This window comes from Pseudomonas sp. IT-P218 (assembly GCF_949767605.1).
Lineage (GTDB): Bacteria > Pseudomonadota > Gammaproteobacteria > Pseudomonadales > Pseudomonadaceae > Aquipseudomonas > Aquipseudomonas putida_AE.
The window spans coordinates 1-26,813 of record NZ_CATKQQ010000021.1 but is presented as its reverse complement, the minus strand read 5'-3'; the positions used below and the strand labels follow the sequence as shown (position 1 = coordinate 26,813).

Sequence of the window (26,813 nt, the reverse complement as noted above, 5' to 3'; positions counted from 1 at the left end):
GCGGAGTCAGGGATAATCCCGTTTTGTCCGGTGTGAAGCCAGTGGCTGTTTAAAAAACATCCAGGTCGTGAAGCTCGACCCGTCAGTCACTCGATGAACAAGGTAGCCCTCGAATCTTAACTCAAACTGAAAAAACCGCTCTAGAACCTGTGTTCCAGGTCACAAAAAACGTGACTGGCCCATGATGTGCGCGTGTTCCCAGTAATCAACCATAGGCCAATTGTCCTCAAATCAGCGACATTTGGCGACCGGGCGGACAAAAGGCTTCGCAGTCCAGGTTGAAACCCTCCCGATGGTTGAGCCCCAGGCGCTTGATGGCCTTGGCAAAACGTTGGGCCAACAGATCGGCAAAGGGACCTTCACCGCGCATGCGGGCGCCGAAGCGACTGTCGTATAGCTCGCCGCCTCGGGTCTGGCGAATCAGGCTCAGGACATGCGCCGCCCGTTGCGGATAGTGGGCAGCCAGCCATTCTTCGAACAGCGGCGCGACTTCCAGGGGCAGGCGCAACATCATGTAGGCGGCGCTCTGTGCCCCGGCCGCATGGGCCTCTGTAAGCAGGTTTTCGATTTCGCTGTCGTTGATCATCGGAATCATCGGTGAACACAGCACGCCCACCGGAACCCCGGCTTCGCGCAACACCCGGATTGCCCGCAGCCGGGCCTTGGGCGCCGCAGCACGGGGTTCGAGGATGCGTTTGAGTTCGTCGTCCAGCGTGGTCAGGCTGATCATCACCGCCACCAGCCGTTGTCGGGCCAGTTCGGCCAACAGGTCCAGGTCGCGCAGAATCAACGAGCCTTTGGTCACGATTGTCACCGGATGACGGTAGCGCAGCAGCACTTCGAGGGTTTGGCGGGTGATCTTGTACTCACGCTCGATGGGCTGGTAAGGGTCGGTGTTGGACCCCAGGTTGATGGGGGCACACTGGTAGCCACGCCTGGAAAGCTGTTCCTCCAGTATGTCTGCAGCATTGGTCTTGGCGATCAGCTTCGTCTCGAAATCCAGGCCTGGCGACATGTCCCAATAGGCGTGACTGGGTCGCGCATAACAGTAGATGCACCCGTGCTCGCAGCCGCGATAAGGGTTGATCGATCGGTCGAAGGGCAGGTCCGGTGAGTTGTTGCGGGTGATGATGGTTTTCGCAGTCTCGATGGACACCTCGGTGCCTTGGGTCATCGGCGCTTCCTGAAACCAGCCGTCGTCCTCGGCCACCGAACGATGGGGGGCGAAGCGATTGTGCGGGTTGGTCGCGGTGCCGCGACCGCGAGGGGGCAAGGGCGTGTTCATGGGGATAGCTCGCATGCTGTATGTCTATACAGTATACGGCGAAGGCTTGAGTGACCAGTGCCGTTTGGCAGCTTCTCCCACGGCATTGCGCCGTGGGAGATGGCGCTTTCTACTCAGTGCTGTTCGTCAGGCTTTTTCTTCAGTTTCGGATTCGGAAAAAACTGCACCGCCTGAACCTTGGTGTCCGCAGGCTTGAGCGCGGATGTGTTGACCCGCGTGCCCAGTTCCTTGGGAACGGACAGACCTTGTTCATTCAGCGTATCGGAATAACCGCAGGCCACGCACTCGCGATGCGGTACATCGTCTTCACTCCACATCATCAATTTGTCCGGCTCGCTGCAGGCCGGGCAGACCGCGCCGGCGATAAAGCGTCGTTTGGTAATCACGGGACCCTCACTCATGCTGCCGCGCCCTCACTCAGGCCGCTGTGGCGCAAGAGTGCGTCAATCGAAGGCTCACGACCACGGAAGTCGACGAACAGCACCATTGGCTCCTGGGAACCGCCGCGCGCCAGGATGGCTTCACGGAACGCCCGGCCGGTATCGGCATTGAGCACACCTTCTTCCTCGAACTTCGAGAAAGCATCGGCCGAGAGCACTTCAGCCCATTTGTAGCTGTAGTAACCCGCCGCGTAACCGCCGGCGAAAATGTGCGCGAAGCTGTTAGGGAAACGGTTGTAGGCCGGAGGGCGCATCACTGACACCTCGTCGCGCACGCCTTCAAGCACTTGCAGCACGCTGCGACCGTCACCGTGGGTGGCGTGCAGTTCGAAGTCGAACAGCGAGAATTCCAGTTGGCGAACCATCATCAGGCCGGACTGGAAGTTTTTCGCCGCGAGCATTTTCTGCAGCAGGTCCTGGGGCAGTGGTTCGCCGGTTTCATAGTGACCGGAGATCAACGCCAGCCCCTCGGGCTCCCAGCACCAGTTTTCCATGAATTGGCTTGGCAACTCGACCGCATCCCAGGCCACGCCGTTGATGCCGGACACGCCGGCATGTTCGACTCGGGTCAGCAGGTGATGCAGGCCATGACCGAACTCGTGGAACAGGGTGGTGACTTCATCGTGGGTCAGCAGGGCAGGCTTGCCGCTGTCGGCCGGCGTGAAGTTGCACACCAGGTTGGCCACCGGGCTCTGCAGCACGCCCTCGGCGGTGCGACGACGATCACGGGCACCGTCCATCCAGGCACCACCGCGTTTGTTGGCGCGGGCGTACAGGTCGAAGAAGAAGCGGCCGACGTGCTGGCCGTTTTCCTTGATTTCGAACAGGCGGACATCCGGGTGCCAGGAATCAAAACCTTTTTGCTCGGCGATCTCGATGCCGTACAGACGCTGAACGATGGCGAACAGCCCACTGAGCACCTTGTCGATCGGGAAGTAGGCGCGCAGGGCTTCCTGGGCAACGCTGTAACGCTGCTCGCGAAGTTTTTCGCCATAGAAACCGCTGTCCCAGCTTTGCAGGTCCGGGCAGCCTTGTTCGGCGGCGTAAGCCTTGAGCTGTTCCAGGTCCTGGGCGGCGAACGGTTTGCTGCGCTTGGCCAGGTCGCGCAGGAAACTCAGTACCTGATCGCTGGATTCAGCCATTTTGGTGGCCAGGCTCAGTTCCGAGAAACTGGCGAAACCCAGGAGTTTTGCCAGTTCCTGACGCAGGTCGAGGATTTCCTGCATGACCGGACCGTTATCATTCTGGCCGGCATTCGGGCCCTGGTCCGACGCGCGGGTGCAGTAGGCGGCGTAGACTTCCTCGCGCAGGGCGCGGTCGTGGGCGTAGGTCATCACCGCGTAGTAGCTCGGGAATTCCAGGGTGATCAGCCAGCCATCGAGGTCCTTGGCTTGCGCGGCGGTGGCCATTTGCGCCTTGGCCGAATCGGTCAGGCCGGCGAGGGTGGACTCGTCGGTGATGTGCTTGGTCCAGGCCTGGGTAGCATCCAGCAGCTGGTTGGAGAAGCGGCTGCCCAGCTCCGACAGTTTGCTTTGCACCTGGGCGTAACGTTTCTGCTCGGCTTCCGGCAGGTCGATACCCGATAGACGGAAATCGCGCAGGGCGTGTTCCAGGATAGTTTTCTGCGCTACGTCGAAACCGCCTGCTTCCGGGCTGTTGGCCAGGGCCTCATAGGCCTGGAACAGTTCACGGTTCTGGCCCATTTCGGTGGAGTAGGCGCTCAACGCCGGCAGGCAAGCCTCGTAGGCTTCGCGCAGTTCGGCGCTGTTGCACACGGCATTCAAGTGGCTGACCGGACTCCAGGCCGCACCCAGGCGGTCGTTGAGCTCGTCCATTGCCAGCACCAGCCCGGCCCAGGTCGGTTGTTTGCCCTGGGTCTTGAGGATCTCGATAATGGCGGCGCGGTTGTCAGCCAGGATCTGTTCAATGGCCGGTTGCACATGCTCGGCACGGATCGCGGAGAACGGCGGCAGGTCGTAGGACTGCAAAAGAGGGTTGTTCACGCTCACGGTTGGCACCTTGGCTGGAAGAAACATGCAGCCATCTTAATTACAATCGACGCTCACCGCAGCTATCAGCAACAGAGAGAAATCCTATCGTGAACCTTCGCAAGTACCAGAATCACACGCCATTGCTCGGCAAGGGCGCTTTTGTCGACGGCTCGGCGGTGGTGATCGGCGATGTCGAGATCGGTGAAGACAGCTCCGTTTGGCCCCTTACGGTGATCCGCGGCGACATGCACCGCATCCGCATCGGTGCTCGCACCAGCGTGCAGGATGGCTGCGTACTGCACATCACCCATGCGGGGCCGTTCAACCCCGACGGTTTCCCGTTGTTGATCGGCGATGACGTGACCATCGCCCACAAAGTCATGCTGCATGGCTGCACCGTGGGCAGCCGGGTGTTGATCGGCATGGGCAGTATCGTCATGGACGGTGCGGTGGTCGCCGACGACGTCATCATCGGTGCCGGCAGCCTGGTACCTCCGGGTAAACGCCTGGACAGCGGTTTCCTGTATGTGGGTAGCCCGGTGAAACAGATCCGCCCGCTGACCGATAAGGAACAAGCCTTTTTCACCTACAGCGCGGCGAACTACGTGAAGCTCAAGGACCTGCATCTGGCCGAAGGCTACGACCGGATCTGAAACGTCTCGCTATTGCCCAGGAATTTTCATGCATTACCAAACCGTACTGTTCGACCTTGATGGCACCCTGACCGACCCGCGCGAAGGCATTACCCGTTCGATTCAGTTTGCCCTGGGCAAGCTGGGCATCGATGAGCCCGACCTGAGCAAGCTCGAGCACTTTATCGGTCCGCCCTTGTTACAGGCCTTCATGCAGTTCTATGACTTCGACGAGGCCAGGGCCTGGGAGGCGGTGAACTTCTATCGTGAACGCTTCAAGGTCACCGGGCTGTACGAAAATCGCGTATTCGACGGGGTCACGCCGTTGTTGGAAATGCTTGGCGGGCAAGGGCGACAGCTGTACATCGCGACCTCCAAGCCCTGGGTTTTCGCCCGGGAAATCGCTCGGCATTTCGACTTCGCCAGACACTTCAAGGTGATCTACGGCAGCGAACTGGACGGCACCCGGACTAACAAGGTCGAACTGATTGCCCATCTGGTGGCCGAAGAGGGCCTCGACCCGGCCCAGACCCTGATGATCGGCGATCGCAAGCATGACCTGATCGGTGCGCGCAGCAATGGGCTGGATGTGGCGGCTGTTGGGTATGGGTTTGGCAGTCGGGAAGAGTTAAGCGCAGAAGCGCCGACCTATCATTTTGAAACGCTGGATGAGATGCATCAGGCGTTTTTGCAGCGTTGATCAGAACGCCTTCGCGGGCAAGCCCGCTCCCACAGGGTATTGCGTCGTCGACACAAATCACTGTGGGAGCGGGCTTGCCCGCGAAGAGGACCTCACTGCCACCGAAGATTCAGGATCCAGCCAACTCCTTCAACGCCGTCTTGCGCTCAACAACCGGCAACACACCCAACTTCTCGACCTGCGCATAAAACCTCACCCAATCCCCGCCCTCTTGCCTGAACAGCGCCGCAAACGCCGGCACCCACTGGTCATACAGGCCAAACGGCAGCAACCGCGCATTGTTCATCGGCGCATTGATCCACGCGTCATAACGTTTGTCCCCGGCCCATTGGCTGTCACGCAGCTGTCGGTATTCGCTGCGCAGGCGCTCGAATTCCGCTGCTTTTCGCTGGCGCATTTGCTCAGGCGGCAGCGGCTGGCTGTAGAGTTTTTCCAGCCGGGTGCGGGTATCCAGCACCAGCGCAATGAACTGGTCCCGTTGTTGCGACAGCAAGGTGCTGTCCGGCGGCAGGCCCCGAAACGCCCGCCATTGGCGGGTGCCTTCCTGCTCGACGAAGGTGGCGAATGACTCGTTGAACTCAGTGTCGTCCTTCACATAAACGCGCTGGTGCGCGAGCTCATGAAAGATCAGCGTGGCCAGGCGTTCATCGCCCCAGCCCATCATGGAGTTCATGATCGGGTCGTTGAACCAGCCCAAGGTCGAATAGGCCTCTACGCCACCGATGAACACGTCCATGCCTTGCAGGCGTTGCACTGCCGCCTCGCCGCGAGCCGCGCCCTGGCTGTAATAGCCGCGATAGGCCACGCAACCGGCGATGGGGAAGCAGTGGTTTTGCGGTTTCAGGGAAAATTCCGGGGTGACAAACACGTTCCAGACGACATAGGGGCGGCCAATGTCGGCATACAAGCGGTAACTCTGATTGTCCGGCAGGTGCAGTTGCTGGCTGGCGAAGGTCCGGGCCCTTTGTGATTGGGCCAAGTGCGTACGCAATTTCTGATCGCGCTGTGGATCGGCAATTACCCGGGTAACGGGCTCCCGTGCCCGCAGCAGTTGCAGCTGGCCACTCGCCAACTGACTGTAGTAGCTGATGCTGGAACAACCGTTGAGTAACAAAAACAACACACCCGGAAACAAAATGCGTAAAACGCGATCAAGTAACCCATGGCTTCGACGCGGCCTGATCAAAATAAAAAATCCCTGGAGAGTCTGCTCGCAAGACTATCCCGCTTGACTGGAGCTCCGCTATGCGCAAGTTGATGCTGACGGGAGGCCTGCTGACGCTGGCCGGTTGTGCCGGATTCGGATTACCTCACCATGATCCGACGCAAGCCTGGATCGATCTGGAATCCCATCAGGAAGACTCGGCCCTGGTGGCGCTGGAGGTGGACAACAAAGCAGCCACCGACAAGCGCTATTTCGAGGTTCAACCCGGCAGCCATGAGCTGACCGTTCGCTACCAGTTCCCGGTCCAGCCCACCAATATCGGCCCCAATGCGGAACCTCTGTGGCGTGACTGCCAGATGAATGTGAAATTCAGCGACTTCAATGCGGGCGAGCGCTACCAGCTGCAAGCGGGGAATATCGGCTTCCGGCCATGGGCCAAGCTTTATGATCAGCAGCGAAAAGTGATTGGCCAGGGCACACCGGCTGGCTGCCAACGGACCTGATCGGCGCTATTCTGAGTATCCCGACATTGGGACATTCATCATGCGCAGGATGATGCTGTTACTCGCCGCAAGTGCAGTGGCCGGCTGTTCGTCGCCGATGCCGGCGGCCAATCCCAATATGGCGTGGGTCGACTTCTCTACGCCATTCCCCAACGATAAATTGCTGATGGGCGAGCGATTGGATAACCAGCGCTTGCGCGACGGACGATTTTTCCAGGTCACTCCCGGTAGCCATGTGCTCACCGTGCGCTTCGATTTCGAGGTGCCAGGCGGGGGCTCGGACTTGTTCGGCGGCTCCACCGAGCGGCTGTGCTACATGATCATCAAATACGATCATTTCGAAGCCGGTCAGCGATATCTGCTGCAAGCCCGCTCCATGGCGTTCACCCCTGAAGCACGCCTCTATAACGCCAAGCGCGAGATCGTCGCCGAAGACAGCCAGGTCAACTGTGTGCCGTAGGAGCGGTCAGCGGTCATTCTTCTGGTAGATGATTTTTTTGGAGCCGCCGTCGCACGAGCCTACGACCATGTTCTGATCGTGCACTTCGTCATTGGTCACGATTTCCAGGGTATAGGAGGTCACCCCGCGGGCCTGGATCTTGGCTTCGATTTCGGCCTTGAGTTCTTCACAAGGTTTAGGTGCCGCCAGGGCCGAAGTGGCCAGGGCGCAACAGATAACCGCCAAGGCAAAACGTTTCATGGTTGAAGCTCCTTCAGGCAGCGCGCACAGGTCATGCGTTTTTGCTGCTGTCATTTATTCGACCACAGTTTTGCCCGGCAAATCTTACATAACGCAAAAAAGATCGCAGCCTTCGGCAGCTCCTACAGGGCTGCGATCTTTTAGATTCAACTGACTAAAGTCGCATCCAGGCTGATTTTCGCGTTCAGCACCTTGGATACCGGGCAGCCCTCCTTGGCCTTGTTGCTCAACTCATCGAATTGCGCCTGGCTCGCGCCGGGGATTTTTGCCTTGAGAATCAATTTCACCGCCGAGATTGCAAAACCACCCTCTACCTGATCCAGGGTCACTTCGGCGTTGGTGTCGATGCTGTCGGCCTTGAGGCCGGCGTCGCCGAGAATCATGGAAAACGCCATTGAAAAACAGCCCGCGTGGGCGGCGCCGATCAGCTCTTCCGGGTTGGTGCCCTTGCCGCCTTCAAAGCGGGCCTTGAAGCCATACGGCGCGTCCCTGAGCACACCGGTTTCGGTGGAAATCGAGCCGATGCCGGTTTTCAGATCGCCTTCCCAGTGGGCCGATGCTTTCTTTGTGATAGCCATGCCTGTCTCCTCAAGATCCGGCGCGAAGCGTCGCGCCGTTGTGGTTTCGTTCGCTAGGGTTCTGAGGATAGACCGGGCAGCAAAGTTCAGCGCATCTGATCGCAGCGTCATTTTGTCAGTAAATTTCTCTGTGCTATTGAAACTCGGGTATATGCCCTCATTGCATGAAACACGCTTATGGATTCGGCAGGTTTTCATTTGTATCAAGAAACCTGCGCCCTCAATTGGAGAAGCAGGTTCATGAAACGACTGTCCGATATCAAGTTTTCGACCCTCGACCTGGTGCCCGTTCGGGAGAACGGCAGCGCCGCGCAATCGTTGCGCAACTCGCTGGACCTGGCGCAACACGTCGAGAAATTCGGCTATAACCGCTTTTGGGTAGCCGAACACCACAACATGGACGGCATTGCCAGTTCCGCGACCTCCGTGCTGCTCGGCTATCTGGCCGGTGGTACCTCGACCATTCGTGTCGGTTCTGGCGGGATAATGCTGCCCAACCACGCGCCACTGGTGATCGCCGAACAATTCGGCACGCTGGAAAGCCTGTATCCGGGGCGCATTGACCTGGGGCTGGGCCGTGCGCCTGGTTCCGACCAGATGACTGCCCGCGCACTGCGCCGCGAGCGCTCCGGCAGTGCCGACGACTTCCCGGAAGACGTGGCCGAACTGGTGCGTTATCTCGGCCCACGCACACCGGACCAGCGCATCATCGCGATGCCGGGCACCGGCACCAATGTTCCGATCTGGCTGCTGGGCTCAAGCCTGTTCAGTGCGCAACTGGCAGGCGAACGCGGTTTGCCCTATGCCTTCGCCTCGCATTTCGCTCCGCGCTTCATGCATGAGGCTATTCGTGTCTACCGCAATCATTTCAAACCTTCGGCCGTGCTGGACAAGCCTTACGTGATGCTCGGCGTGCCGCTGGTGGCCGCCGACACGGATGAACAGGCCGACTATCTGGCGACCTCGGTATTCCAGCGCATTCTCGCCCTGATGCGTGGCCAGAGCCTGGTGCAACGTCCGCCGGTGAAAACCATGGACGGGCTATGGCTGCCTCATGAGAAGGAAGCCGTCAGTGATTTCCTGGGGCTGGCGATGATCGGCAGCCCGCAAAAAATCCGCGCCAGGCTGGAAGTTCTGATCGAGCAGACCCAAGCCGACGAGCTGATTTTCACCTGCGACCTGTACGAACACGCGGACCGTCTGCATTCCTATGAGCTGCTGGCGCAGGTCATGAAGGGCTAAGCAAGCTAACCGCAAAAAGCCGACGCGATGGCGTCGGCTTTTTGCTAGCAATTGGTTGGGGCCACCGTTTGTCGGGGCTATCGCTTGTAGACTATTTCCTTGCTGCCCTTTTCGCAGGTGCCGACGATTTTTCCGCCAGACGCATTGCCTTTATCGACAATTTCCAGCGAATAACCGGAAACGCCCTTGGCATCGAGCTTTGCCGCGATCTCGGCTTTCAATTCTTCGCAGGACTTGCCGCCTTCAGCGAAGGCAGTACCCGCCAGGCTCAACAAGCCTACCGCCAAAATAAACTTCTTCATCGGTCGCATTCTCTGGTCGGATCAAAAAAAGGCATCCAGCCATTGGCCGGAAACGCATCTAGCGCATTGCCATTCCCTATGGCACTCGGCCAGCGCGCAAGTTCAGAAGACTAGACCAACCTCAACTGCTGGCAATCCGGAACCCGACCTTGAGCGTCACCTGGAAGTGCGCAGCCTTGCCGTCCTTGATGTGTCCGCGGGTTTCGGTCACTTCAAACCATTCCAAGTGCTTGATACTTTTGTTGGCCTCGGCCAAGGCGTTGTTGATCGCGTCTTCGATACTGCTGGTGGATGAGCCGACGAGTTCGACTTTCTTATAGGTGTGATGGTCAGTCATGGCGTTCTCCTTAGGGTGTGAATTACAGCCTAGCAGTGATTTTCCGTCTTATAGCCTTCGGTCGGTGCGACATGGATGCTCACATTTACTGCACTTTCTCGAGTCCCTGAAGTCCCAACCAACACACGCCACTCATCAACAATGCAGGAGAGCCACCATGGCCAACAGCTCGTTACGTAAAGCCTCATTGCAAAGCATGGAAGCGGAGATCGAGAGTCTGCTCAAATCCTTGGAAAGCCTGAAGGACGACGCCTCGGACGAGTCGCGTAAAACCCTCAAGGTGTTGAAAGGCAATGCGGAGAACGCTTTGAGGCATTCGCGCCATCTGCTCACCGATGCCTATGAAGAGGTCAAGGTCAAAACCCGTGAGACCGGCATTGCCACTCGGGACTACGCGCAGGAGCATCCTTGGACGACCGCCGGGGTTGCTGTCGGTGCGCTGGGCCTGCTGGCGGCCTACCTGCTGTTTAAGCGCGGGGAATGATCGGTCTGGCGCAGCTCATTCTTGAGCCATTGCGCCAGTTGCCTGGCGCGCCCGTCCGCGGCGCGCTTGGGTAACCACAAGGCCAGGTGAGCGGGGGTTTCACAAAATCCCCATGGGGCAACCAGGCGACCCGCCTTCAAATCCTCGGCCACCAACGGCTCGGGGGCGATAGCCACGCCCAGCCCGGCCACGGCTGCTTCCAGCAAATAATACAGATGTTCGAACCCCTGACCGTACTTCAACGCCTTGGCGTCGAGGTCGCTTTGCTGCGCCCAACTGGGCCAGGCTTGCGGACGCGAAGTGGTGTGCAGCAACGATTCAGTGAGCAGCGCTTGGGCCGGCGCCGTTTGCAGGCGCTCATATCCGGCGAACCGAGGGCTCATGACCGGGCCGATCCGTTCGCTGGCCAGTTCGAAGACCTGCATGTCCGCGGGCCAGGGTGGCTCGGCAAACACCAGCAGGGCGTCCAGCCCCGGGCGACGGGGATCGAGATCGCCTTCACCGGCTGACAGGTGCAGGCGCAGGTCGGGCAGATCAGCGTTCAGCCGTCCCAGACGCGGTATGAACCAGCGCGCCAGCAGGCTTCCCGAGCAGCCGAGGACGAACGGCGCATCCGCGGTGCTTTGCGTGAGTTCGGCGCACACGCTGCGCAAGCGCTCGAACGCTTCGCCGCTGGCGTCACGCAAACGCATGCCGGCATCTGTGAGTTTCAGGCCGCGCCCGTCCTTGATGAACAGACTCACGCCGAGGTGTTCTTCAAGCACTTTCAGCTGCCGGCTGACCGCACCATGGGTGACGTGCAGCTGTTCGGCAGCCTGACTGACGCTGTTCAGGCGGGCCGTGGCTTCGAAGGCGCGCAGGGCGTTCAACGGTGGGAGGTCGTGGCTCATTTGATCTGTGAGTTTTCCTGACAGGTTGCAGCGATCTTATCGGTTTTCAGCCCGGGGCGTCAGGGGGTAGAGTGATGCCCATTGTATTCCTACGCAATTCAACTGGAGCGCCCCATGACCCAGACTAATCTGCGCAACGGCCCTGACGCCAACGGCCTGTTTGGCGCGTTCGGTGGCCGTTATGTTGCCGAAACCCTGATGCCGTTGATCCTCGACCTGGCCCGTGAATACGAAGCGGCCAAGGAAGATCCTGCCTTCAAGGAAGAGCTGGCCTACTTCCAGCGCAATTACGTCGGTCGTCCGAGCCCGCTATATTTCGCCGAGCGCCTGACCGAATTCTGTGGCGGCGCAAAGATCTATCTCAAGCGTGAAGAGCTCAACCACACCGGCGCGCACAAGATCAACAACTGCATCGGCCAGATCCTGCTGGCGCGGCGCATGGGCAAGAAACGCATCATCGCCGAAACCGGCGCCGGCATGCACGGCGTGGCGACGGCCACCGTGGCCGCGCGTTTCGGCCTGGACTGCGTGATCTACATGGGCACCACCGACATCGAACGCCAGCAGGCCAACGTGTTCCGCATGAAGCTGCTGGGCGCCGAAGTGATCCCGGTGGTGGCCGGTACCGGCACCCTGAAGGATGCGATGAACGAAGCCCTGCGCGACTGGGTGACCAACGTCGACAGCACCTTCTACCTGATCGGCACCGTGGCCGGTCCGCACCCTTACCCGGCGATGGTTCGCGACTTCCAGGCCGTGATCGGCAAGGAAACCCGTGACCAGCTGCAAGCCCAGGAAGGCCGCCTGCCCGACAGCCTGGTGGCGTGCATCGGTGGTGGTTCCAACGCCATGGGCCTGTTCCACCCGTTCCTGGACGACAAGAGCGTCGAGATCATCGGCGTGGAAGCGGCCGGCTACGGCATCGAGACCGGCAAGCACGCGGCCAGCCTGAACGGCGGCGTACCGGGTGTACTGCACGGCAACCGCACCTTCCTGTTGCAGGATGACGATGGCCAGATCATCGATGCCCACTCGATCTCCGCTGGCCTCGACTACCCGGGCATCGGCCCGGAACACGCCTGGTTGCATGACATCGGCCGTGTCCAGTACACCTCGGTGACCGACGACGAAGCACTCGCGGCCTTCCACCAGTGCTGCCGCCTGGAAGGAATCATTCCTGCCCTGGAAAGCGCCCATGCCCTGGCTGAAGTGTTCAAGCGCGCGCCGACCCTGCCCAAGGATCACCTGATGGTGGTCAACCTGTCTGGCCGTGGCGACAAAGACATGCAGACCGTGATGCACCACATGGAACACTCTCAACAAGAGCCATCCAAGCAGGAGAAACACTGATGAGCCGCCTGCAAACGCGTTTTGCCGAACTCAAGGAACAGAATCGCGCCGCTTTGGTGACCTTCGTCACCGCGGGCGACCCGGGCTATGACACCTCCCTGGCGATCCTCAAGGGCCTGCCTGCGGCGGGCGCCGACGTGATCGAGCTGGGCATGCCCTTCACCGATCCGATGGCTGACGGTCCGGCGATCCAGCTGGCCAACATCCGTGCCCTGGAGGCCAAGCAGAACCTGGCGAAAACCCTGGAAATGGTGCGTGAGTTCCGCAAGGACAACAACGAAACGCCCCTGGTGCTGATGGGCTACTTCAACCCGATCCACAAATACGGCGTGCCGCGGTTCATTGCCGAGGCGAAAGAAGCGGGTGTCGACGGCTTGATCGTGGTCGACATGCCACCCGAGCATAACGGTGAACTGTGCGACCCGGCCCAGGCCGCGGGCATCGATTTCATCCGCCTGACCACACCGACCACTGATGATGTGCGTCTGCCAACCGTCCTCAACGGCAGTTCCGGGTTTGTGTACTACGTGTCGGTGGCCGGTGTGACCGGTGCGGGCGCGGCAACCCTGGAGCACGTCGAAGAAGCAGTGGCGCGTCTGCGTCGCCATACCGACCTGCCGATCAGCATCGGTTTCGGCATCCGCACGCCGGAACAAGCGGCGAACATCGCGCGTCTGGCCGATGGCGTGGTCGTGGGTTCGGCGTTGATCGATCAGATCGCCAATGCCACGACTGCGGAGCAAGCGGTCGATGGCGTTTTGAGCCTGTGCTCGGCGTTGGCCGATGGCGTGCGTAAGGCCCGTGTCAGCTGAAGGTAAAGTTCCTGATACAGAGGAATTAGAACCTCCCAACACAGACTAACCAGCAAGACCGAGGGCTTCAGGACCATGTTCTGAAGCCCTTTTTGCTGCAGGTGTTCTGAGGAAAGACCCAATGAAAATGCCGAAACGTCTGATTGCCAGCCTGGGTGTGCTGATGCTCAGTGCGACCCCATTGCTGCACGCCAGCGCCGATCAGCGCGACGATCATGACCACGGCGGCCCGCAACAGGGCCATTACGATAACCGTGACAATGACCATCGTGGCGGGCAGGACAATCATCGCGGTGGGCCGCCTCCTCGGGACTTTGCCCCGGTGCGTCAGACGATTCATGACCAGCGCGAGTATTTCGTCCGTGGTGCGCCGTTGCCACCAGGCATTCATCTGGAGCGTGGTCGGCCGCTGCCCCGTGGTTATTACGGAGAACGCCTGGATAACAGGGCGTTGGAGCGACTGCCGTATTACCCGGGTTACGAATGGCGTCGTGCGGGCGGGGATGTTGTGCTGATTGCTGCGGGTACGGGGATTGTCTACGAGGTGTTGCAGGGCGTTTTGTATTGATGGGGCCAGCGTGAAAAGATCGCAGCCTTCGGCAGCTCCTACAGGAGGCTGCGATCTTTGCTTTTATGACCTCATGGCAACTCCAATCCACCCGATGCCTTGTGCAACTTGCGCAAATGTTCGCCAATCTGTCTCACGTTGGCTTCATTGGCTGCCATTTCCGCTGCACGATCTGGATCGAGGAGCGCCCTGACTTCCTTGTCCAGATCCCCGGTCAATACCTGAAGCTGCTTCTGCCGCAGGCTGGTTTCCGATTCCAGGCGTTGCCATTCAGCAGGTTGCGGCAGGCCATAGCCGCCGCTGCCGAGCAGTTCCGCCGGGCGACTGAGGAAACCGCTGTTGTCGAGAATTTGCCTCAGAGTCGCGTTGGCTTTGTCCATTCCGCCGTTTTTCAGCTCACGGGCCCCCAGGTAACGTTGTTTCACCTCATCCTGGGCCAGGAGCAACTGCTGGCGATAGCTTGCCTGCTCCAGCAGGAGCAATGCCGCGCTGGTACGCAAGTCTGCCTGATCGAACCATTGGCGGCGCTCTGCTGCAGTCAGGGACAACCAGTCTTCGACCTTTTCCTGTTTGATCGGCAGGCGCTTTCTCAACACCTCGAACATCGCTTGATAGCGATCGCGGAAAGAGTCGAAGCGATAACCCAGGCGAAGGGCTTCACGCGGGTCGTCCAGCACGCTGGTATCCGCCAGCCCGCGGCCCTTCAACACTTCCAGCAAGCCATTGGGCATGATGTTGTCCAGGGCAACCAGTTTTGAGTTGTTGGTGCCACCGCGCAGTAACTTCAGCTCTTCCACGGCGCAGTTGTTCGACAGGAAGAAGTAGTTGCCGTCGTAACTCCAGTGCATCTCGGCGGCACGCTCCACCACGTTTTCAATCTCGTCACGCGACAGGTTCAGTGGCACGGAGGCGAGGCTGCGCAACTCGGTCTTGGTGTATTCGTCGATCACCTGGGCCAGTGGCAACACGAACAGGCGGGACGGGTATTTACCCACCAGGCCATCCCAACTCGATAGCTGCACGTCGCCCACGAACGCGCGGTAGGACAGTACCAGGTGCTGGTCCAGGTCCAGGCGGCAATCCGGCCCGCGGGGCCTGCCCGGGGCGCAGATCACCAGGCGCAACATGCTGTGGCCCCAACGGCTGACCCAGTTCTGGTTGGCCTCTGCCAGCAAGTAGTCGACGGCGTAGACCCGCTCCGGATCAACCTGGCCCAGGGGGGTCTTGGCGAAGTCATTGCCGGCGTTGAGGAATGCGAAGGTCTTGGCGCAATCGCCTTTGGCGGCGGGAGCCCAGCCGAAGTGCTCCTTGTAGTAGCGGTACAGCGCCGGGCGACGACAGGCGTAGCTCGGGTCGAGGAGGAAATACTCCATGTTGACCGCGACGAATTCCTTCGGGCTGCTGATCTCGTAGATGTCCGGGCTGCGGGCGATCTGGCGGTTGTGCTGTTCGCGCTCGCCACGCCGGCCAACGTATTGCTGCCAACCGGCGAGGTCGAGCAGGCGCGGGTCATCACTGAGTGTGAAGCGCCGGCCCGATTGGCCACGGCATTGGTCGGGAATGCCCACCAGCCCCGAGCTGCTCTCCTGGCGGGTGCAGCGTTGAATCAACGTGCGTTCCGACGTAGGCCACAAGCGCGAGCGGTCATAAATGTGAGTCAGCTCGTGCAACACCGTGGCCAGCAGTTCCCGGCGCACAGTGCCATGGGGGCGATTGGTTTTTTTGCTCGCCGCACTGCCGTCGGTGAGGCTGGCCAGCAGTTTGCGATTCAGGTCGAGTTCGGATACCGGCGACGCCTGGCCATAGGCATCGCTGCGCATGTCATCGGTCCAGCCGACGTCGATGCGCCGGTCGAGTTGCTCGATGAACCGCGGCGGCAATGCCTGCATGGCTTCATCAAGCAACGCCTGGCTGGCCTGTTGTTGCGCGGGGCTCAGGCCTTCGGTCTTGAGGTGCAGTTCGAGGTCGGCGTGGGCCGTGCTGCCAAACAGCAGCACGACCCCGGCCAACAGCAAGGCAACTGGAGACCTCACAGTGCGAGGATGGCTTCGGCGAGATCCTGGTCACTGGCATCGCGGGCTTCCGGAACGCGAGTGCGCAACAAATTGAGAGCGGATTCCAGGTGCGCGCCACGAATATCGCCGTTGCTGGCGACGAAGCTCGCAGCATCGTCCTGGGCTTCGCGGACGATTTTCGAGTCGCGGATCGACGTCGTCGTGTCGGAAGTGAAGTCCAGTGTGCGCTGGGTGGCACGAATGAGGATGTTGCTGGTGGCAACCAGGGTTTGGGCCTGGGCCACATCAGCCAACAACAGCAGGCCAAGGGTGGCAACAATCAGCGGGTTACGCATGGAACGACTCCGGAGGAACTTGGGATAACTATTGGACGAGAATTGCCTGTGCCAGTTCAAGGTCGCTGGCATGAAGTTTTGGCTGGGCGTGGCGCAGGTAAGACAAGGCCGATTCCAGTCGTACGCCTCTCATTTGACCATCACTGGCGACGAATGCCGCGGCATCATCCCGGGCGGCGAGCAACAGTTTATGGTCGAAGGGGGCAGAGGTCACCAGGCTTGAGGCATAACTGCTGGCCACAATGCCCTGGGTAGACAGGTTGAACGCGTCGAAGGCATGGGCCGCCCCCGCATGGAAGGCTGCAAGAAGTACCGGAGCAATGAATAGATTTGAATTAAAACGCATGAGACTCGACAGTTGAAAGTGAGTCCCAAGGCTAGCGCAAGGCCCGGGCTAGAGCCAGCGCGGAAACATTGGGACACGGCATGCGTGTCCCACATCAAGGCAAACGCTTAGATGGTCAGGATGGCCTGGGCCAATTGTGCGTCTGTTGCGTTCAGCTGTGGAGCCTGATGGCGAATGTGATCGAGTGCGCTTTCCAGTTTTACCCCACGGATGCTGCCTTCGCTGGCGACGAAGCTGGCAGCGTCGTCACGGGCCGCGAGCACGATCTTGTCATCCTTGAACGAAGACGTGATGTCGGAAGTCGCGTCGGAGGTGGCTTTGAGTGCACCGACGACGGCATCGGTCGTCACGATGAAGCTGGTGGCGTGGGCATTGGCCGCCACGGCAAGCAGGGCTGCAGCGCTGAGCAGACGAAGACGGGACATGGTGTAACTCCTTTGGATGAGACGATAAAGAGGTGGTGCAGTGTCTGATGATCAGACGCCAGACACTCGGGGGGCGCCACGTTCTGGCTTGATATTAGGCCTGAGCAGGACGTTTCGAACAGCCTATAAGAGAAAAGGTTGCTGGAAATCAGTTTGAACGGATGAAAAACCGTTTGCTCAACTGTAGCGGTGTAATCGATAAATGAGAAAACTGTACTGGTTATGCGTTAACAGCCGGTGAAACGACAAAACCCGTCGTGGTTTCCCACGACGGGCTTTGCTTGTTCAATTCGGGTTGCTGGCGGTGGACCCTGAGGTCAGAGCCAGCGACGCTAGCTTAGCGCCAGAACGGCTTGCTCAGCTCTTCGTAGCGTTGTGCTTCGCTAATCCCGGCGTCAGCCAGCAGACGCGAATCCAGGCGAGCCAGCTGGTGGCGGCTGGAGATGCGGCGCTGCCACAGCATCAGGTTGGCGATAACGCGCAGAGGCATGGAAGCCTGGGTTTTTGCAGCGGTGTCTTCGAAGAACAGTTCGGAACTGAGTGTACGTTCCATGGTTTACATCCTTCCGCTTATGGCGGGATTAGGTAGTGGCTTGACTGGTGCTCATGATCCTCTCGTTTGCCTAGTCTCTGTAGATACAGTTCATCTGTATTGTGAGAGCTCAGTTAACTGTTTATAGGGGGTGTACTGGTCGAAAATGAGGCAACTGTACCTGTCTGCTCTATTGTGGTGCGATTTTGGTGATTTGAGGGGGTAGTGTAGGAAAATTCGGTAGGAAATGACCGGTACAGCAGTACAGTTTTTGTCGGGATTCTGTTCGGCAACGGCAAACTGACGAAACTGTGTTTGCGTCAGCTGCCATCTGTATCAATTACACGGCGATCATTCTTCCGGTTTCTTCCAGGTTCATGTGCCAGCTCAGTGCATCACGCAGGATATGCGGCGTGTGCCCGCCGATTGCGCAGGCCGCCGTGAAGTAGTCGTTCAGGGCCTGGCGGTAATCCGGGTGTACGCAGTTGTCGATGATGACGCGCGCCCGCTCCCGGGGTGCCAGGCCACGCAGGTCCGCCAGGCCGACCTCGGTGACGAGGATGTCGACATCATGTTCCGTGTGGTCAACGTGGCTGACCATCGGAACCACGCTGGAAATCGCCCCGCCCTTGGCGATCGACTTGGTCACGAAGATGGCCAGGTGGGCGTTGCGCGCGAAGTCGCCCGAGCCGCCAATGCCGTTCATCATCCGCGTGCCGCAGACGTGGGTGGAGTTGACGTTGCCATAGATATCGAACTCAAGGGCGGTGTTGATGCCAATGATGCCGAGGCGACGGACCACTTCAGGGTGGTTGGAAATTTCCTGGGGGCGCAGGACCAGTTTGTCCTTGTAGCGCTCCAGGTTGCCGAACACGTCAGCGTTGCGCCGGCTCGACAAGGTGATCGAACTGCCGGATGCAAAGCTCAGCTTGCCGGCATCGATCAGGTCGAACGTCGAGTCCTGCAGGACCTCGGAGTACATGGTCAGGTCTTCGAACGGCGAATCGATCAGGCCGCACATCACCGAGTTGGCGATGGTGCCGATACCGGCTTGCAACGGGCCGAGCTTGTTGGTCATGCGCCCGGCGCTGACTTCCTGCTTGAAGAAGTCGATCAGGTGATCGGCGATGGCCTGGGTATCCACATCCGGTGGCAGCACGGTGGACGGTGAGTCGGACTGATTGGTGACCACGATGGCGACGATCTTTTCCGGTGGAATCGGGATGGCGCTGCTGCCAATGCGGTCGTCGACCTTGACCAGGGGAATCGGCGTACGGGTGGGACGATAGGTCGGGATATAGATGTCGTGCAGGCCTTCGAGGTTCGGGTTGTGCGCCAGGTTGATCTCGACGATGACGTGCTTGGCGAAAATCGCGAAACTGGCCGAGTTGCCCACGGACGTAGTCGGCACGATATGGCCTTGCTCGGTAATGGCCACGGCTTCGATCACCGCGATGTCCGGCAACTTCAGTTGCTGATTGCGCAGTTGCTCGACGGTTTCCGAAAGGTGCTGGTCGATGAACATCACCTCGCCGGCGTTGATCGCCTTGCGCAGGGTGCTGTCCACCTGGAACGGCATGCGTCGCGACAATACGCCGGCCTCGGTGAGTTGTTTGTCGAGGTCGTTGCCCAGGCTGGCGCCGGTCATCAGGCTGATCTTCAGCGGAGTGACCTTGGCCCGTTCGGCCAATGCGTGGGGTACGGCCTTGGCTTCGCCGGCGCGGGTGAAGCCGCTCATGCCGACGGTCATGCCGTCCTCAATCAGAGCGGCAGCCTCGGCGGCGCTCATCACTTTATCCAACAACGAAGGCAGGCGAATACGGTCACGGTACATGAATTGTTATCTCGGGCAACGGGTAGCAGGATGTCCAGTCTAGAGAATTTGTTGATGCCCTGTCCCGCTACCAAGGTCGCAAACGAGGCGTCTATTTCGGCACTTCCAGACAAAACACCGTTACCGTTTCGGTAACAAAGCGGCCCTTTTCCCGACGATTAACGCAAACAAAAACGCCCCGACGAGTCGAGGCGTTGTGGTATTGCCAAGCGGTCTTACTCGACGGCTTTAACCATGTCTTCGATGACTTTCTTGGCGTCGCCGAACACCATCATGGTCTTGTCCAGGTAGAACAGTTCGTTGTCCAGGCCGGCGTAGCCGCTGGCCATCGAGCGCTTGTTGACGATGATGGTCTTGGCCTTGAACGCTTCGAGGATCGGCATGCCGGCAATCGGCGATTTCGGATCGTTCTTCGCGGCAGGGTTGACCACGTCGTTGGCACCCAGCACCAGCACCACGTCGGCCTGGCCGAACTCGGAGTTGATGTCGTCCATCTCGAACACCTGGTCGTAAGGCACTTCGGCCTCGGCCAGCAGGACGTTCATGTGGCCGGGCATACGACCGGCGACCGGGTGGATCGCGTACTTCACGGTCACGCCGCGATGGGTCAGCTTCTCGGTCAGTTCCTTCAGTGCGTGCTGTGCCCGTGCTACCGCCAGGCCGTAACCCGGAACGATGATCACGGTGTCGGCGTTGGTCAGCAGGAAGGTCGCGTCGTCAGCCGAACCGGATTTCACCGGACGGGCTTCCTTGGCGCCTGCAGGACCTGCGTCGGCAGTATTGCCGAAGCCGCCAAGCAGTACGTTGAAGAAGGAGCGGTTCATCGCCTTGCACATGATGTACGAGAGGATCGCACCGGACGAGCCCACCAGGGAGCCTGCAATGATCAGCATCGAGTTGTTCAGCGAGAAGCCGATACCCGCTGCCGCCCAGCCGGAGTAGCTGTTGAGCATGGATACGACCACTGGCATGTCCGCGCCACCGATCGGGATGATGATCAGCACACCCAAGATGAAGGCCAGGGCCAGCATCAAGGCGAAGGCGCTGAGGTCTCCCGTCAACATGAAGGTGATGCCCAGGCCGAGTGTCGCCAGTCCCAGCACGAGATTCAGTTTGTGTTGACCGGTGAACTGTACGGGTGCGCCCTGGAACAGGCGGAACTTGTACTTGCCCGACAGCTTGCCGAAGGCGATTACCGAACCGGAGAAAGTGATCGCACCAATGGCGGCACCGAGGAACAGCTCCAGGCGGTTGCCGGCCGGGATTGCGTCACCCAGCTGCGCAACGATACCCAGCGACTGCGGCTCGACTACCGCCGCAATCGCGATGAACACCGCTGCCAGGCCGATCATGCTGTGCATGAAGGCGACCAGTTCCGGCATCTTCGTCATTTCAACGCGTTTGGCCATGATCGTACCGACAGTGCCGCCGATCAGCAGGCCGACGATCACGTAGACGATGCCGTCATGGGCCAGTTCGGAGCCGAGCTTGTAGATCAGGCCGACCGTGGTGAGGATCGCCAGGCCCATGCCGAGCATGCCGAACAGGTTGCCGCGACGCGAGGTGGTGGGGTGCGAGAGTCCCTTGAGCGCCTGGATGAAGCAGACCGAGGCGATCAAATACAGGGAAGTAACCAGGTTCATGCTCATGCTTGCTGCACCTCAGCCTTGATTGCTTCGGCCTTGGCTGCCGGAGCCTTTGCTGGAGCCGCTTTCTTCTTGAACATTTCCAGCATGCGCCGGGTGACCAGGAAGCCACCGAACACGTTGACCGCGGCCAGGGCCACGGCCAGGGTGCCCATGGTCTTGCCCAGCGGGGTCACGGTGAGGGCGGCAGCGAGCATGGCGCCGACGATGACGATGGCCGAGATCGCGTTGGTCACTGCCATCAGTGGGGTGTGCAGTGCAGGCGTCACGTTCCAGACCACGTGGTAGCCGACATAGATGGCCAGCACGAAGATGATCAGGTTGTAGATACCGTGAGAGATCAGCATGTCTTCCATTGTTTTTATCCTCAGCCGTTCTTGCGCACGATCTGGCCGTCGCGGCACATCAGGCACGCGGCGACGATATCGTCTTCAAGGTTGATCACCAGTTGTCCTTCTTTATCGAACAACAGTTTCATGAAGTCCAGCAGGTTGCGTGCATACAGGGCCGAAGCATCGGCGCCTACGGCGGCAGCCAGGTTGGTCGGGCCAACGATGGTCACGCCGTTTTCGACGACCACCTGATCGGCCACGGTCAAAGGGCAGTTGCCACCCTGGGCTGCGGCGAGGTCGATGACCACCGAGCCGGGTTTCATCTGCGCCACGGTTTCCGCGCTGAGTAGTGTCGGTGCCTTGCGACCCGGAATCAGTGCCGTGGTGATGACGATGTCAGCCTGCTTGGCGCGCTCGTGCACGGCCACGGCCTGACGCTGCATCCAGCTGGCCGGCATCGGGCGGGCGTAACCGCCGACACCGACGGCGCATTCACGTTCTTCATCGGTCTCGTAAGGCACGTCGACGAACTTGGCGCCCAGGGATTCGATCTGCTCCTTCACCGCAGGACGCACGTCGGACGCTTCGATCACCGCGCCCAGGCGCTTGGCCGTGGCAATGGCCTGCAATCCGGCAACACCGGCGCCGAGAATCAGCACCCGCGCCGCTTTCACGGTGCCCGCAGCAGTCATCAGCATCGGCATGAAGCGCGGATAATGATGAGCGGCCAGCAACACGGCTTTATAGCCGGCGATGTTGGCTTGCGAGGACAACACATCCAGGCTCTGGGCGCGGGAGGTGCGAGGTGCGGCCTCCAGGGCAAAGGCGGTAATGCCGCACTCGGCCATCTTGGCGATGGTTTCGTTGTTGAACGGATTGAGCATCCCCACCACAACGGTGCCGCTCTTTATCAGCGCAAGCTCGCTGTCGCTGGGGGCGACGACCTTCAAAATCAGCTCTGCACCAAATGCCTCACTGGCGCTGCCAATGGTTGCGCCGGCAGCTTCATAGGCACTGTCGACAACGCTGGCATTGACGCCGGCGCCGCTTTGTACAGTGACCTTGTGACCCTGGCCGATCAGCTTCTTGATGGTTTCGGGGGTTGCAGCAACCCGTGTTTCACCGGTCTGGGTTTCGAGAGGAACACCAATGTGCACGTCAAATCTCCTGCGTGATCTTATTGAGTAAACCCATGCACTACGGATGGTGCGGCTGGGGCGGCCGATCAGCACGACCCCGCTAAATTCAGGCGGGGCGCGGCATTTTGCAGGCGAACTTTGTGCCCTTCAAGGGATTATGACGGGTGACGGAAAATTAACTACAAGTCACCCCGTGACCGAATGTCGCAACCAAACGGCTCAATCCCGTCTAGGCCGTGCCTTTCGTGGATTCTGGGGCCAATCCAACAAATTACACATCGGCCATATGAATGATGCGACATGGTGATGAAATAGTGGCGCAAAGCCGCGTCGTCAGGCGCTTGTGGCACGTTTGTACTGCTTGGCTTTACAGTTTTCCTCCATGCGACAAATACTTATATCTGTAGGGTTTTAATTTTTCTGACTACGAGGTCAGATAATTGCCCGGGGCCTTATCCTTCAAGGCTGTAGCCATGGGCCTGAGTTACCAGCCAGTCCCGAAAAGCCCTTAAAGACGCCGATTCGACCTTTCTCTCCGGAATCATCAGGTAATAGGCCTTGATACTGGAGAGTGCCTGGGGGTTGGCGATTACCAGGCGCGCCTCGGCCAGTTCGCGCTGAATCAGGAACGGCGGGATCAGCGCAATCCCCATGTCGTGCATCGCGGCCTGGGCCAGCATGGAGAATAGCTCGTAGCGCGGCCCTGTCATGTCCCGCGGCACATTCAGGTGCTGAGAGGCGAACCATTGGCGCCAGGCATAGGGGCGGGTGGTCTGTTGCAGTAGGGGCAGGTCGGCGATTTCGGCGGGTGTCAGGACATTCTTGTTGCCCAGCAGGGTAGGGCTGCACACGGGCATCGGGTTTTCACCCATCAACCTGTGGGATTCAGTACCCGACCAATCCGCATCACCGAAATAGATCGCGGCGTCGAAATCGGTGTCGGCAAACAGGAATGGGCGCGTGCGGTTGGTCAGGTTGACCGTCACTTCCGGATGTTTCTGCTGAAAGTCCTTGAGCCTGGGCAGCAGCCACTGGGTGCCGAAGGTCGGAACCACGGCCAGTTCGATTACGTTGGCGCCCTGCTGGCCCATCACGGACAAGGTGTCGCGCTCGACCGCATCGAGTTGAGTGGCCACCCGGCGACTGTAGGAAAGGCCCGCCTCCGTCAGCTTGACCCCGCGCCGGGAGCGTCGGAACAGTTCCACGCTGAGGAACTCCTCGAGGCTGGCGATCTGTCGGCAAATGGCCCCTTGGGTCAGCGAAAGCTCCTGGGCGGCCTTGGTGAAGCTTTCATGGCGTGCGGCCGCCTCGAAGCTGATCAGGGCCGTTGTGCTGGGTATTTTCCTGCGCATGTACGTCAACCTCACTAATACATCGCCTTGAAAGGGGTTTGCGACGTTTCGGAGTGAGAAATTAGCACAACAGTATGCGAAATCCTCGTTTGCCCAAGCGGCGAACCCGGCCTAGGATCACTGCACGTTATTTGACCCTGTTTCGAGAGGACACACTCATGGCCGGTAAAGCTAGCTTCAACTGGATCGATCCCCTGCTGCTGGATCAACAGCTCACCGAAGAAGAACGCATGATCCGCGACACCGCTGCGCAGTTCGCCCAGCAGAGTCTCGCGCCACGCGTGCTCGAAGCTTTCCGCCATGAAAAGACCGACCCGGCGATCTTCCGCGAAATGGGTGAAGTGGGCCTGTTGGGCGCAACCATCCCGGAACAGTACGGCGGCAGTGGCCTGAACTACGTCAGCTACGGCCTGATCGCCCGTGAAGTCGAGCGTGTCGACTCCGGCTACCGCTCGATGATGAGTGTGCAGTCCTCGCTGGTGATGGTGCCGATCAATGAATTCGGTACCGAAGCGCAGAAGCAGAAATACCTGCCAAAACTGGCGTCGGGCGAGTGGATCGGCTGCTTCGGCCTGACCGAGCCTAACCATGGCTCTGATCCAGGTGCGATGATCACCCGTGCTCGCAAAGTGGAAGGCGGCTACAGCCTGACCGGCAGCAAGATGTGGATCACCAACAGCCCGATCGCCGATGTGTTCGTGGTCTGGGGCAAGGACGATGCCGGCGACATCCGTGGCTTCGTGCTGGAAAAGGGCTGGAAAGGCCTGAGCGCCCCTGCGATTCACGGCAAGGTTGGCCTGCGTGCTTCGATCACCGGTGAAATCGTCATGGACAACGTGTTCGTTCCGGAAGAAAACATCTTCCCTGACGTCCGTGGTTTGAAGGGCCCTTTCACCTGCCTGAACTCGGCCCGTTACGGCATCTCCTGGGGCGCACTGGGTGCCGCCGAGTTCTGCTGGCACACCGCGCGTCAATACACCCTGGACCGCCAGCAGTTCGGTCGCCCATTGGCCGCCACCCAGCTGATCCAGAAGAAACTGGCCGACATGCAGACCGAAATTACCCTGGCGCTGCAAGGCTGCCTGCGCCTGGGTCGCATGAAGGACGAAGGTACTGCGGCGGTTGAAATTACCTCGATGATGAAGCGCAACTCCTGCGGCAAGTCCCTGGATATCGCGCGCATGGCCCGCGACATGCTGGGCGGCAACGGTATCTCGGACGAGTTCGGGGTTGCCCGCCATCTGGTCAACCTGGAAGTGGTGAATACCTATGAGGGTACGCATGACGTCCACGCGCTGATCCTCGGTCGCGCGCAGACCGGCATCCAGGCGTTCTATTAATAGGAGAACGTTATGGGCGCGCTTTCGCATCTACGGGTACTGGATTTATCGCGGGTGCTGGCCGGGCCGTGGTCCGGGCAGATCCTCGCCGACCTTGGCGCCGAAGTGATCAAGGTCGAGCGTCCGGGCAATGGCGATGACACGCGCGCCTGGGGCCCGCCGTTCCTCAAGGACGCCTATGGCGAAAATACCAGCGAGGCCGCCTATTACCTGTCGGCCAACCGCAACAAGCAATCGGTCACCATAGACTTCACGCGCCCTGAGGGACAGAAGCTGGTGCGTGAGCTGGCGGCCAGGTCGGACATCCTGATCGAGAATTTCAAGGTCGGCGGCCTGGCGGCCTACGGTCTGGACTATGAGTCGCTGAAGGCGATTAATCCTGAACTGATTTATTGCTCGATTACCGGTTTTGGGCAAACCGGTCCTTACGCCAAGCGTGCGGGTTATGACTTCATGATCCAGGGCCTGGGTGGCCTGATGAGCCTGACGGGTCGACCTGAAGGCGAAGAGGGAGCCGGGCCGGTCAAGGTTGGCGTGGCGCTGACGGATATTCTCACCGGACTCTATTCCACGGTTGCCATTTTGGCGGCGCTTGCGCATCGAGACCACGATGGTGGCGGGCAGCATATCGATATGGCGTTGCTGGATGTCCAGGTCGCGTGCCTGGCCAACCAGGCGATGAATTACCTGACAACGGGCAATGCGCCAAAGCGTCTGGGTAATGCTCATCCGAACATCGTGCCTTACCAGGACTTTCCTACTGCAGATGGCGATTTCATCCTGACTGTCGGCAACGATGGGCAGTTTCGCAAATTTGCCGAAGTGGCGGGCCAGCCCCAGTGGGCCGATGATCCGCGTTTTGCGACCAACAAGCTGCGGGTGGCAAACCGGGCGGTGCTGATTCCCCTGATCCGCCAGGCTACGGTGTTCAAGACGACCGCTGAGTGGGTTGCTCAGTTGGAGCAGGCCGGTGTGCCGTGCGGCCCTATCAATGATCTGGCGCAGATGTTTGAAGACCCACAGGTCAAGGCGCGCGGGTTGGCGATCGAGTTGCCTCACGCCCTGGCTGGCATGGTGCCGCAGGTGGCCAGTCCGATTCGGTTGTCCGAGACGCCGGTGGAGTACCGGTATGCGCCGCCTTTGCTGGGCGAGCATACGCTGGAGGTTCTGCAGCGGGTGCTCGGCCTGGAGGCTGGGGCCGTGTCTGCTTTGAAGGCTTCGGGCGTTCTCTGATGGCGTTTTTCTATATAGAGGAGCGTTTGTCTTTCTGGATAGGGTTCAATCAGGGCGTTTTGGCGCCTCCTGCAAGTTATTGATAGAACGCCGGAATCAATGCTTGACGGCAGATTCTGGAAGCCTATAATTCGCCCCACTTCCGGCGCAGTCGAAACGGAAAACTCCTTGGTAAACAATGAGTTACGCAGTTTTGACAGCAGGTTGCTTCAGTTCATCGAAGCCAGCAGGGAGTTGAAAAAGAGGTGTTGACAGCAGCGTGTAACGCTGTAGAATTCGCCTCCCGCTGACGAGAGATCTGAGGT

At 59.7% G+C, this 26,813-nt stretch carries 30 protein-coding genes; 11 read left to right on the top strand and 19 right to left on the bottom strand.

The annotated features are described in order from the left end of the window. Positions 1 to 226 precede the first annotated feature (226 nt). The 3 genes from ACM6I6_RS14125 to prlC form a co-directional block, all read right to left on the bottom strand. Positions 227 to 1,285 carry a PA0069 family radical SAM protein gene (locus ACM6I6_RS14125; protein WP_274073845.1) on the bottom strand — a complete coding sequence of 353 codons (1,059 nt, stop codon included), beginning with the start codon at positions 1,283 to 1,285 and terminating at the stop codon, positions 227 to 229. Positions 1,286 to 1,398: 113 nt separating this feature from the next. Beyond that, a complete protein-coding gene (locus ACM6I6_RS14120; protein ID WP_046818691.1) occupies positions 1,399 to 1,686 on the bottom strand; it encodes a YheV family putative zinc ribbon protein in 288 nt (95 codons plus the stop codon). Next, the gene (gene prlC, locus ACM6I6_RS14115; protein WP_414920065.1) at positions 1,683 to 3,761 is read right to left on the bottom strand and encodes an oligopeptidase A; all 2,079 of its coding nucleotides are present in this window, start codon (positions 3,759 to 3,761) and stop codon (positions 1,683 to 1,685) included. The genes ACM6I6_RS14120 and prlC overlap by 4 nt, the downstream gene beginning before the upstream one ends. A gap of 62 nt (positions 3,762 to 3,823) precedes the next feature. On the opposite strand from prlC, the gene ACM6I6_RS14110 reads away from it, so the two are divergent. Together ACM6I6_RS14110 and ACM6I6_RS14105 are read left to right on the top strand one after the other, a co-directional pair. Further along, entirely contained in the window at positions 3,824 to 4,369 is a 546-nt protein-coding gene (locus ACM6I6_RS14110; RefSeq protein ID WP_323627834.1) for a gamma carbonic anhydrase family protein, read from the top strand. Positions 4,370 to 4,397: 28 nt separating this feature from the next. Next, positions 4,398 to 5,048, top strand: coding sequence for an HAD family hydrolase (locus tag ACM6I6_RS14105; protein ID WP_323609107.1), 651 nt, complete (start codon positions 4,398 to 4,400; stop codon positions 5,046 to 5,048). 109 nt (positions 5,049 to 5,157) lie between these two features. On the opposite strand, the gene ACM6I6_RS14100 is transcribed toward ACM6I6_RS14105, so the two are convergent. Beyond that, complete coding sequence (locus tag ACM6I6_RS14100) at positions 5,158 to 6,234, bottom strand: aminopeptidase (RefSeq protein WP_323609106.1); 1,077 nt, start codon at positions 6,232 to 6,234, stop codon at positions 5,158 to 5,160. A 59-nt stretch (positions 6,235 to 6,293) separates the two neighbouring features. On the opposite strand from ACM6I6_RS14100, the gene ACM6I6_RS14095 reads away from it, so the two are divergent. Next, on the top strand, positions 6,294 to 6,716 hold the full coding sequence (locus ACM6I6_RS14095; RefSeq protein WP_274073850.1) for a hypothetical protein: 423 nt from the start codon (positions 6,294 to 6,296) through the stop codon (positions 6,714 to 6,716). Between the two features lie 40 nt (positions 6,717 to 6,756). Next, entirely contained in the window at positions 6,757 to 7,176 is a 420-nt protein-coding gene (locus ACM6I6_RS14090; protein WP_323609105.1) for a hypothetical protein, read from the top strand. Between the two features lie 6 nt (positions 7,177 to 7,182). Here the strand turns inward: ACM6I6_RS14090 and ACM6I6_RS14085 are convergent, their stop codons facing one another. Both ACM6I6_RS14085 and ACM6I6_RS14080 read right to left on the bottom strand, forming a co-directional pair. After that, positions 7,183 to 7,416 (bottom strand): DUF1161 domain-containing protein, encoded by a 234-nt coding sequence (locus ACM6I6_RS14085; protein ID WP_323627838.1) that lies wholly within the window; start codon positions 7,414 to 7,416, stop codon positions 7,183 to 7,185. Between the two features lie 146 nt (positions 7,417 to 7,562). Further along, entirely contained in the window at positions 7,563 to 7,994 is a 432-nt protein-coding gene (locus ACM6I6_RS14080; protein WP_414920064.1) for an OsmC family protein, read from the bottom strand. A 240-nt stretch (positions 7,995 to 8,234) separates the two neighbouring features. On the opposite strand from ACM6I6_RS14080, the gene ACM6I6_RS14075 reads away from it, so the two are divergent. Beyond that, entirely contained in the window at positions 8,235 to 9,236 is a 1,002-nt protein-coding gene (locus ACM6I6_RS14075) for an LLM class flavin-dependent oxidoreductase (RefSeq protein ID WP_274073854.1), read from the top strand. A gap of 77 nt (positions 9,237 to 9,313) precedes the next feature. Here ACM6I6_RS14075 and ACM6I6_RS14070 read toward each other — a convergent pair whose 3' ends face one another. Further along, entirely contained in the window at positions 9,314 to 9,538 is a 225-nt protein-coding gene (locus ACM6I6_RS14070) for a DUF1161 domain-containing protein (RefSeq protein ID WP_274073855.1), read from the bottom strand. A 121-nt stretch (positions 9,539 to 9,659) separates the two neighbouring features. Further along, positions 9,660 to 9,875 carry a dodecin gene (locus ACM6I6_RS14065; RefSeq protein ID WP_010465710.1) on the bottom strand — a complete coding sequence of 72 codons (216 nt, stop codon included), beginning with the start codon at positions 9,873 to 9,875 and terminating at the stop codon, positions 9,660 to 9,662. Between the two features lie 157 nt (positions 9,876 to 10,032). Here ACM6I6_RS14065 and ACM6I6_RS14060 point away from each other — a divergent pair, with 157 nt between their 5' ends. Next, the gene (locus ACM6I6_RS14060) at positions 10,033 to 10,359 is read left to right on the top strand and encodes a DUF883 family protein (protein WP_077185133.1); all 327 of its coding nucleotides are present in this window, start codon (positions 10,033 to 10,035) and stop codon (positions 10,357 to 10,359) included. Here the strand turns inward: ACM6I6_RS14060 and ACM6I6_RS14055 are convergent. Then, positions 10,332 to 11,249 carry a LysR family transcriptional regulator gene (locus ACM6I6_RS14055; RefSeq protein ID WP_274073856.1) on the bottom strand — a complete coding sequence of 306 codons (918 nt, stop codon included), beginning with the start codon at positions 11,247 to 11,249 and terminating at the stop codon, positions 10,332 to 10,334. The two genes, ACM6I6_RS14060 and ACM6I6_RS14055, sit on opposite strands and share 28 nt — an antisense overlap. 114 nt (positions 11,250 to 11,363) lie before the next feature. Here ACM6I6_RS14055 and trpB point away from each other — a divergent pair, with 114 nt between their 5' ends. The 3 genes from trpB (at position 11,364) to ACM6I6_RS14040 (ending at position 13,979) form a co-directional block, all read left to right on the top strand. Further along, the gene (gene trpB, locus ACM6I6_RS14050; protein ID WP_414920063.1) at positions 11,364 to 12,599 is read left to right on the top strand and encodes a tryptophan synthase subunit beta; all 1,236 of its coding nucleotides are present in this window, start codon (positions 11,364 to 11,366) and stop codon (positions 12,597 to 12,599) included. Then, on the top strand, positions 12,599 to 13,411 hold the full coding sequence (gene trpA, locus ACM6I6_RS14045) for a tryptophan synthase subunit alpha (RefSeq protein ID WP_274073858.1): 813 nt from the start codon (positions 12,599 to 12,601) through the stop codon (positions 13,409 to 13,411). Before trpB ends, trpA begins: the two co-directional genes overlap by 1 nt. Positions 13,412 to 13,532: 121 nt before the next feature. Then, positions 13,533 to 13,979 (top strand): anti-virulence regulator CigR family protein, encoded by a 447-nt coding sequence (locus tag ACM6I6_RS14040; RefSeq protein WP_274073859.1) that lies wholly within the window; start codon positions 13,533 to 13,535, stop codon positions 13,977 to 13,979. Between the two features lie 71 nt (positions 13,980 to 14,050). Here ACM6I6_RS14040 and ACM6I6_RS14035 read toward each other — a convergent pair whose 3' ends face one another. From ACM6I6_RS14035 to ACM6I6_RS13990, 10 genes are all read right to left on the bottom strand, one after another. Then, positions 14,051 to 16,012, bottom strand: coding sequence for a DUF4105 domain-containing protein (locus ACM6I6_RS14035; protein ID WP_323627840.1), 1,962 nt, complete (start codon positions 16,010 to 16,012; stop codon positions 14,051 to 14,053). After that, the gene (locus tag ACM6I6_RS14030) at positions 16,009 to 16,329 is read right to left on the bottom strand and encodes a DUF2388 domain-containing protein (RefSeq protein ID WP_020798084.1); all 321 of its coding nucleotides are present in this window, start codon (positions 16,327 to 16,329) and stop codon (positions 16,009 to 16,011) included. Before ACM6I6_RS14030 ends, ACM6I6_RS14035 begins: the two co-directional genes overlap by 4 nt. A 28-nt stretch (positions 16,330 to 16,357) precedes the next feature. Further along, positions 16,358 to 16,675, bottom strand: coding sequence for a DUF2388 domain-containing protein (locus ACM6I6_RS14025; RefSeq protein WP_406592537.1), 318 nt, complete (start codon positions 16,673 to 16,675; stop codon positions 16,358 to 16,360). Positions 16,676 to 16,782: 107 nt separating this feature from the next. After that, the gene (locus tag ACM6I6_RS14020) at positions 16,783 to 17,100 is read right to left on the bottom strand and encodes a DUF2388 domain-containing protein (protein WP_274073862.1); all 318 of its coding nucleotides are present in this window, start codon (positions 17,098 to 17,100) and stop codon (positions 16,783 to 16,785) included. A gap of 337 nt (positions 17,101 to 17,437) precedes the next feature. After that, positions 17,438 to 17,653, bottom strand: coding sequence for a DUF1127 domain-containing protein (locus ACM6I6_RS14015; RefSeq protein ID WP_007902752.1), 216 nt, complete (start codon positions 17,651 to 17,653; stop codon positions 17,438 to 17,440). 319 nt (positions 17,654 to 17,972) lie between these two features. Then, positions 17,973 to 19,466 carry an acetyl-CoA hydrolase/transferase family protein gene (locus ACM6I6_RS14010; protein WP_323609099.1) on the bottom strand — a complete coding sequence of 498 codons (1,494 nt, stop codon included), beginning with the start codon at positions 19,464 to 19,466 and terminating at the stop codon, positions 17,973 to 17,975. 215 nt (positions 19,467 to 19,681) lie between these two features. Then, positions 19,682 to 21,115, bottom strand: a complete 1,434-nt coding sequence (locus ACM6I6_RS14005) for an NAD(P)(+) transhydrogenase (Re/Si-specific) subunit beta (RefSeq protein WP_406592539.1) — start codon at positions 21,113 to 21,115, stop codon at positions 19,682 to 19,684. Next, positions 21,112 to 21,468 carry an NAD(P) transhydrogenase subunit alpha gene (locus tag ACM6I6_RS14000; RefSeq protein ID WP_008064823.1) on the bottom strand — a complete coding sequence of 119 codons (357 nt, stop codon included), beginning with the start codon at positions 21,466 to 21,468 and terminating at the stop codon, positions 21,112 to 21,114. The genes ACM6I6_RS14005 and ACM6I6_RS14000 overlap by 4 nt, the downstream gene beginning before the upstream one ends. An 11-nt stretch (positions 21,469 to 21,479) precedes the next feature. Continuing rightward, the gene (locus tag ACM6I6_RS13995) at positions 21,480 to 22,601 is read right to left on the bottom strand and encodes a Re/Si-specific NAD(P)(+) transhydrogenase subunit alpha (protein WP_046818713.1); all 1,122 of its coding nucleotides are present in this window, start codon (positions 22,599 to 22,601) and stop codon (positions 21,480 to 21,482) included. Positions 22,602 to 23,035: 434 nt separating this feature from the next. Then, positions 23,036 to 23,935, bottom strand: coding sequence for a LysR family transcriptional regulator (locus ACM6I6_RS13990; protein WP_274073865.1), 900 nt, complete (start codon positions 23,933 to 23,935; stop codon positions 23,036 to 23,038). 158 nt (positions 23,936 to 24,093) lie between these two features. Between ACM6I6_RS13990 and ACM6I6_RS13985 the strand changes: the two genes are divergently transcribed. Continuing rightward, complete coding sequence (locus ACM6I6_RS13985) at positions 24,094 to 25,275, top strand: acyl-CoA dehydrogenase (RefSeq protein ID WP_008064832.1); 1,182 nt, start codon at positions 24,094 to 24,096, stop codon at positions 25,273 to 25,275. Between the two features lie 12 nt (positions 25,276 to 25,287). Further along, positions 25,288 to 26,508, top strand: coding sequence for a CaiB/BaiF CoA transferase family protein (locus ACM6I6_RS13980; RefSeq protein ID WP_274073866.1), 1,221 nt, complete (start codon positions 25,288 to 25,290; stop codon positions 26,506 to 26,508). Positions 26,509 to 26,813 lie beyond the last annotated feature (305 nt).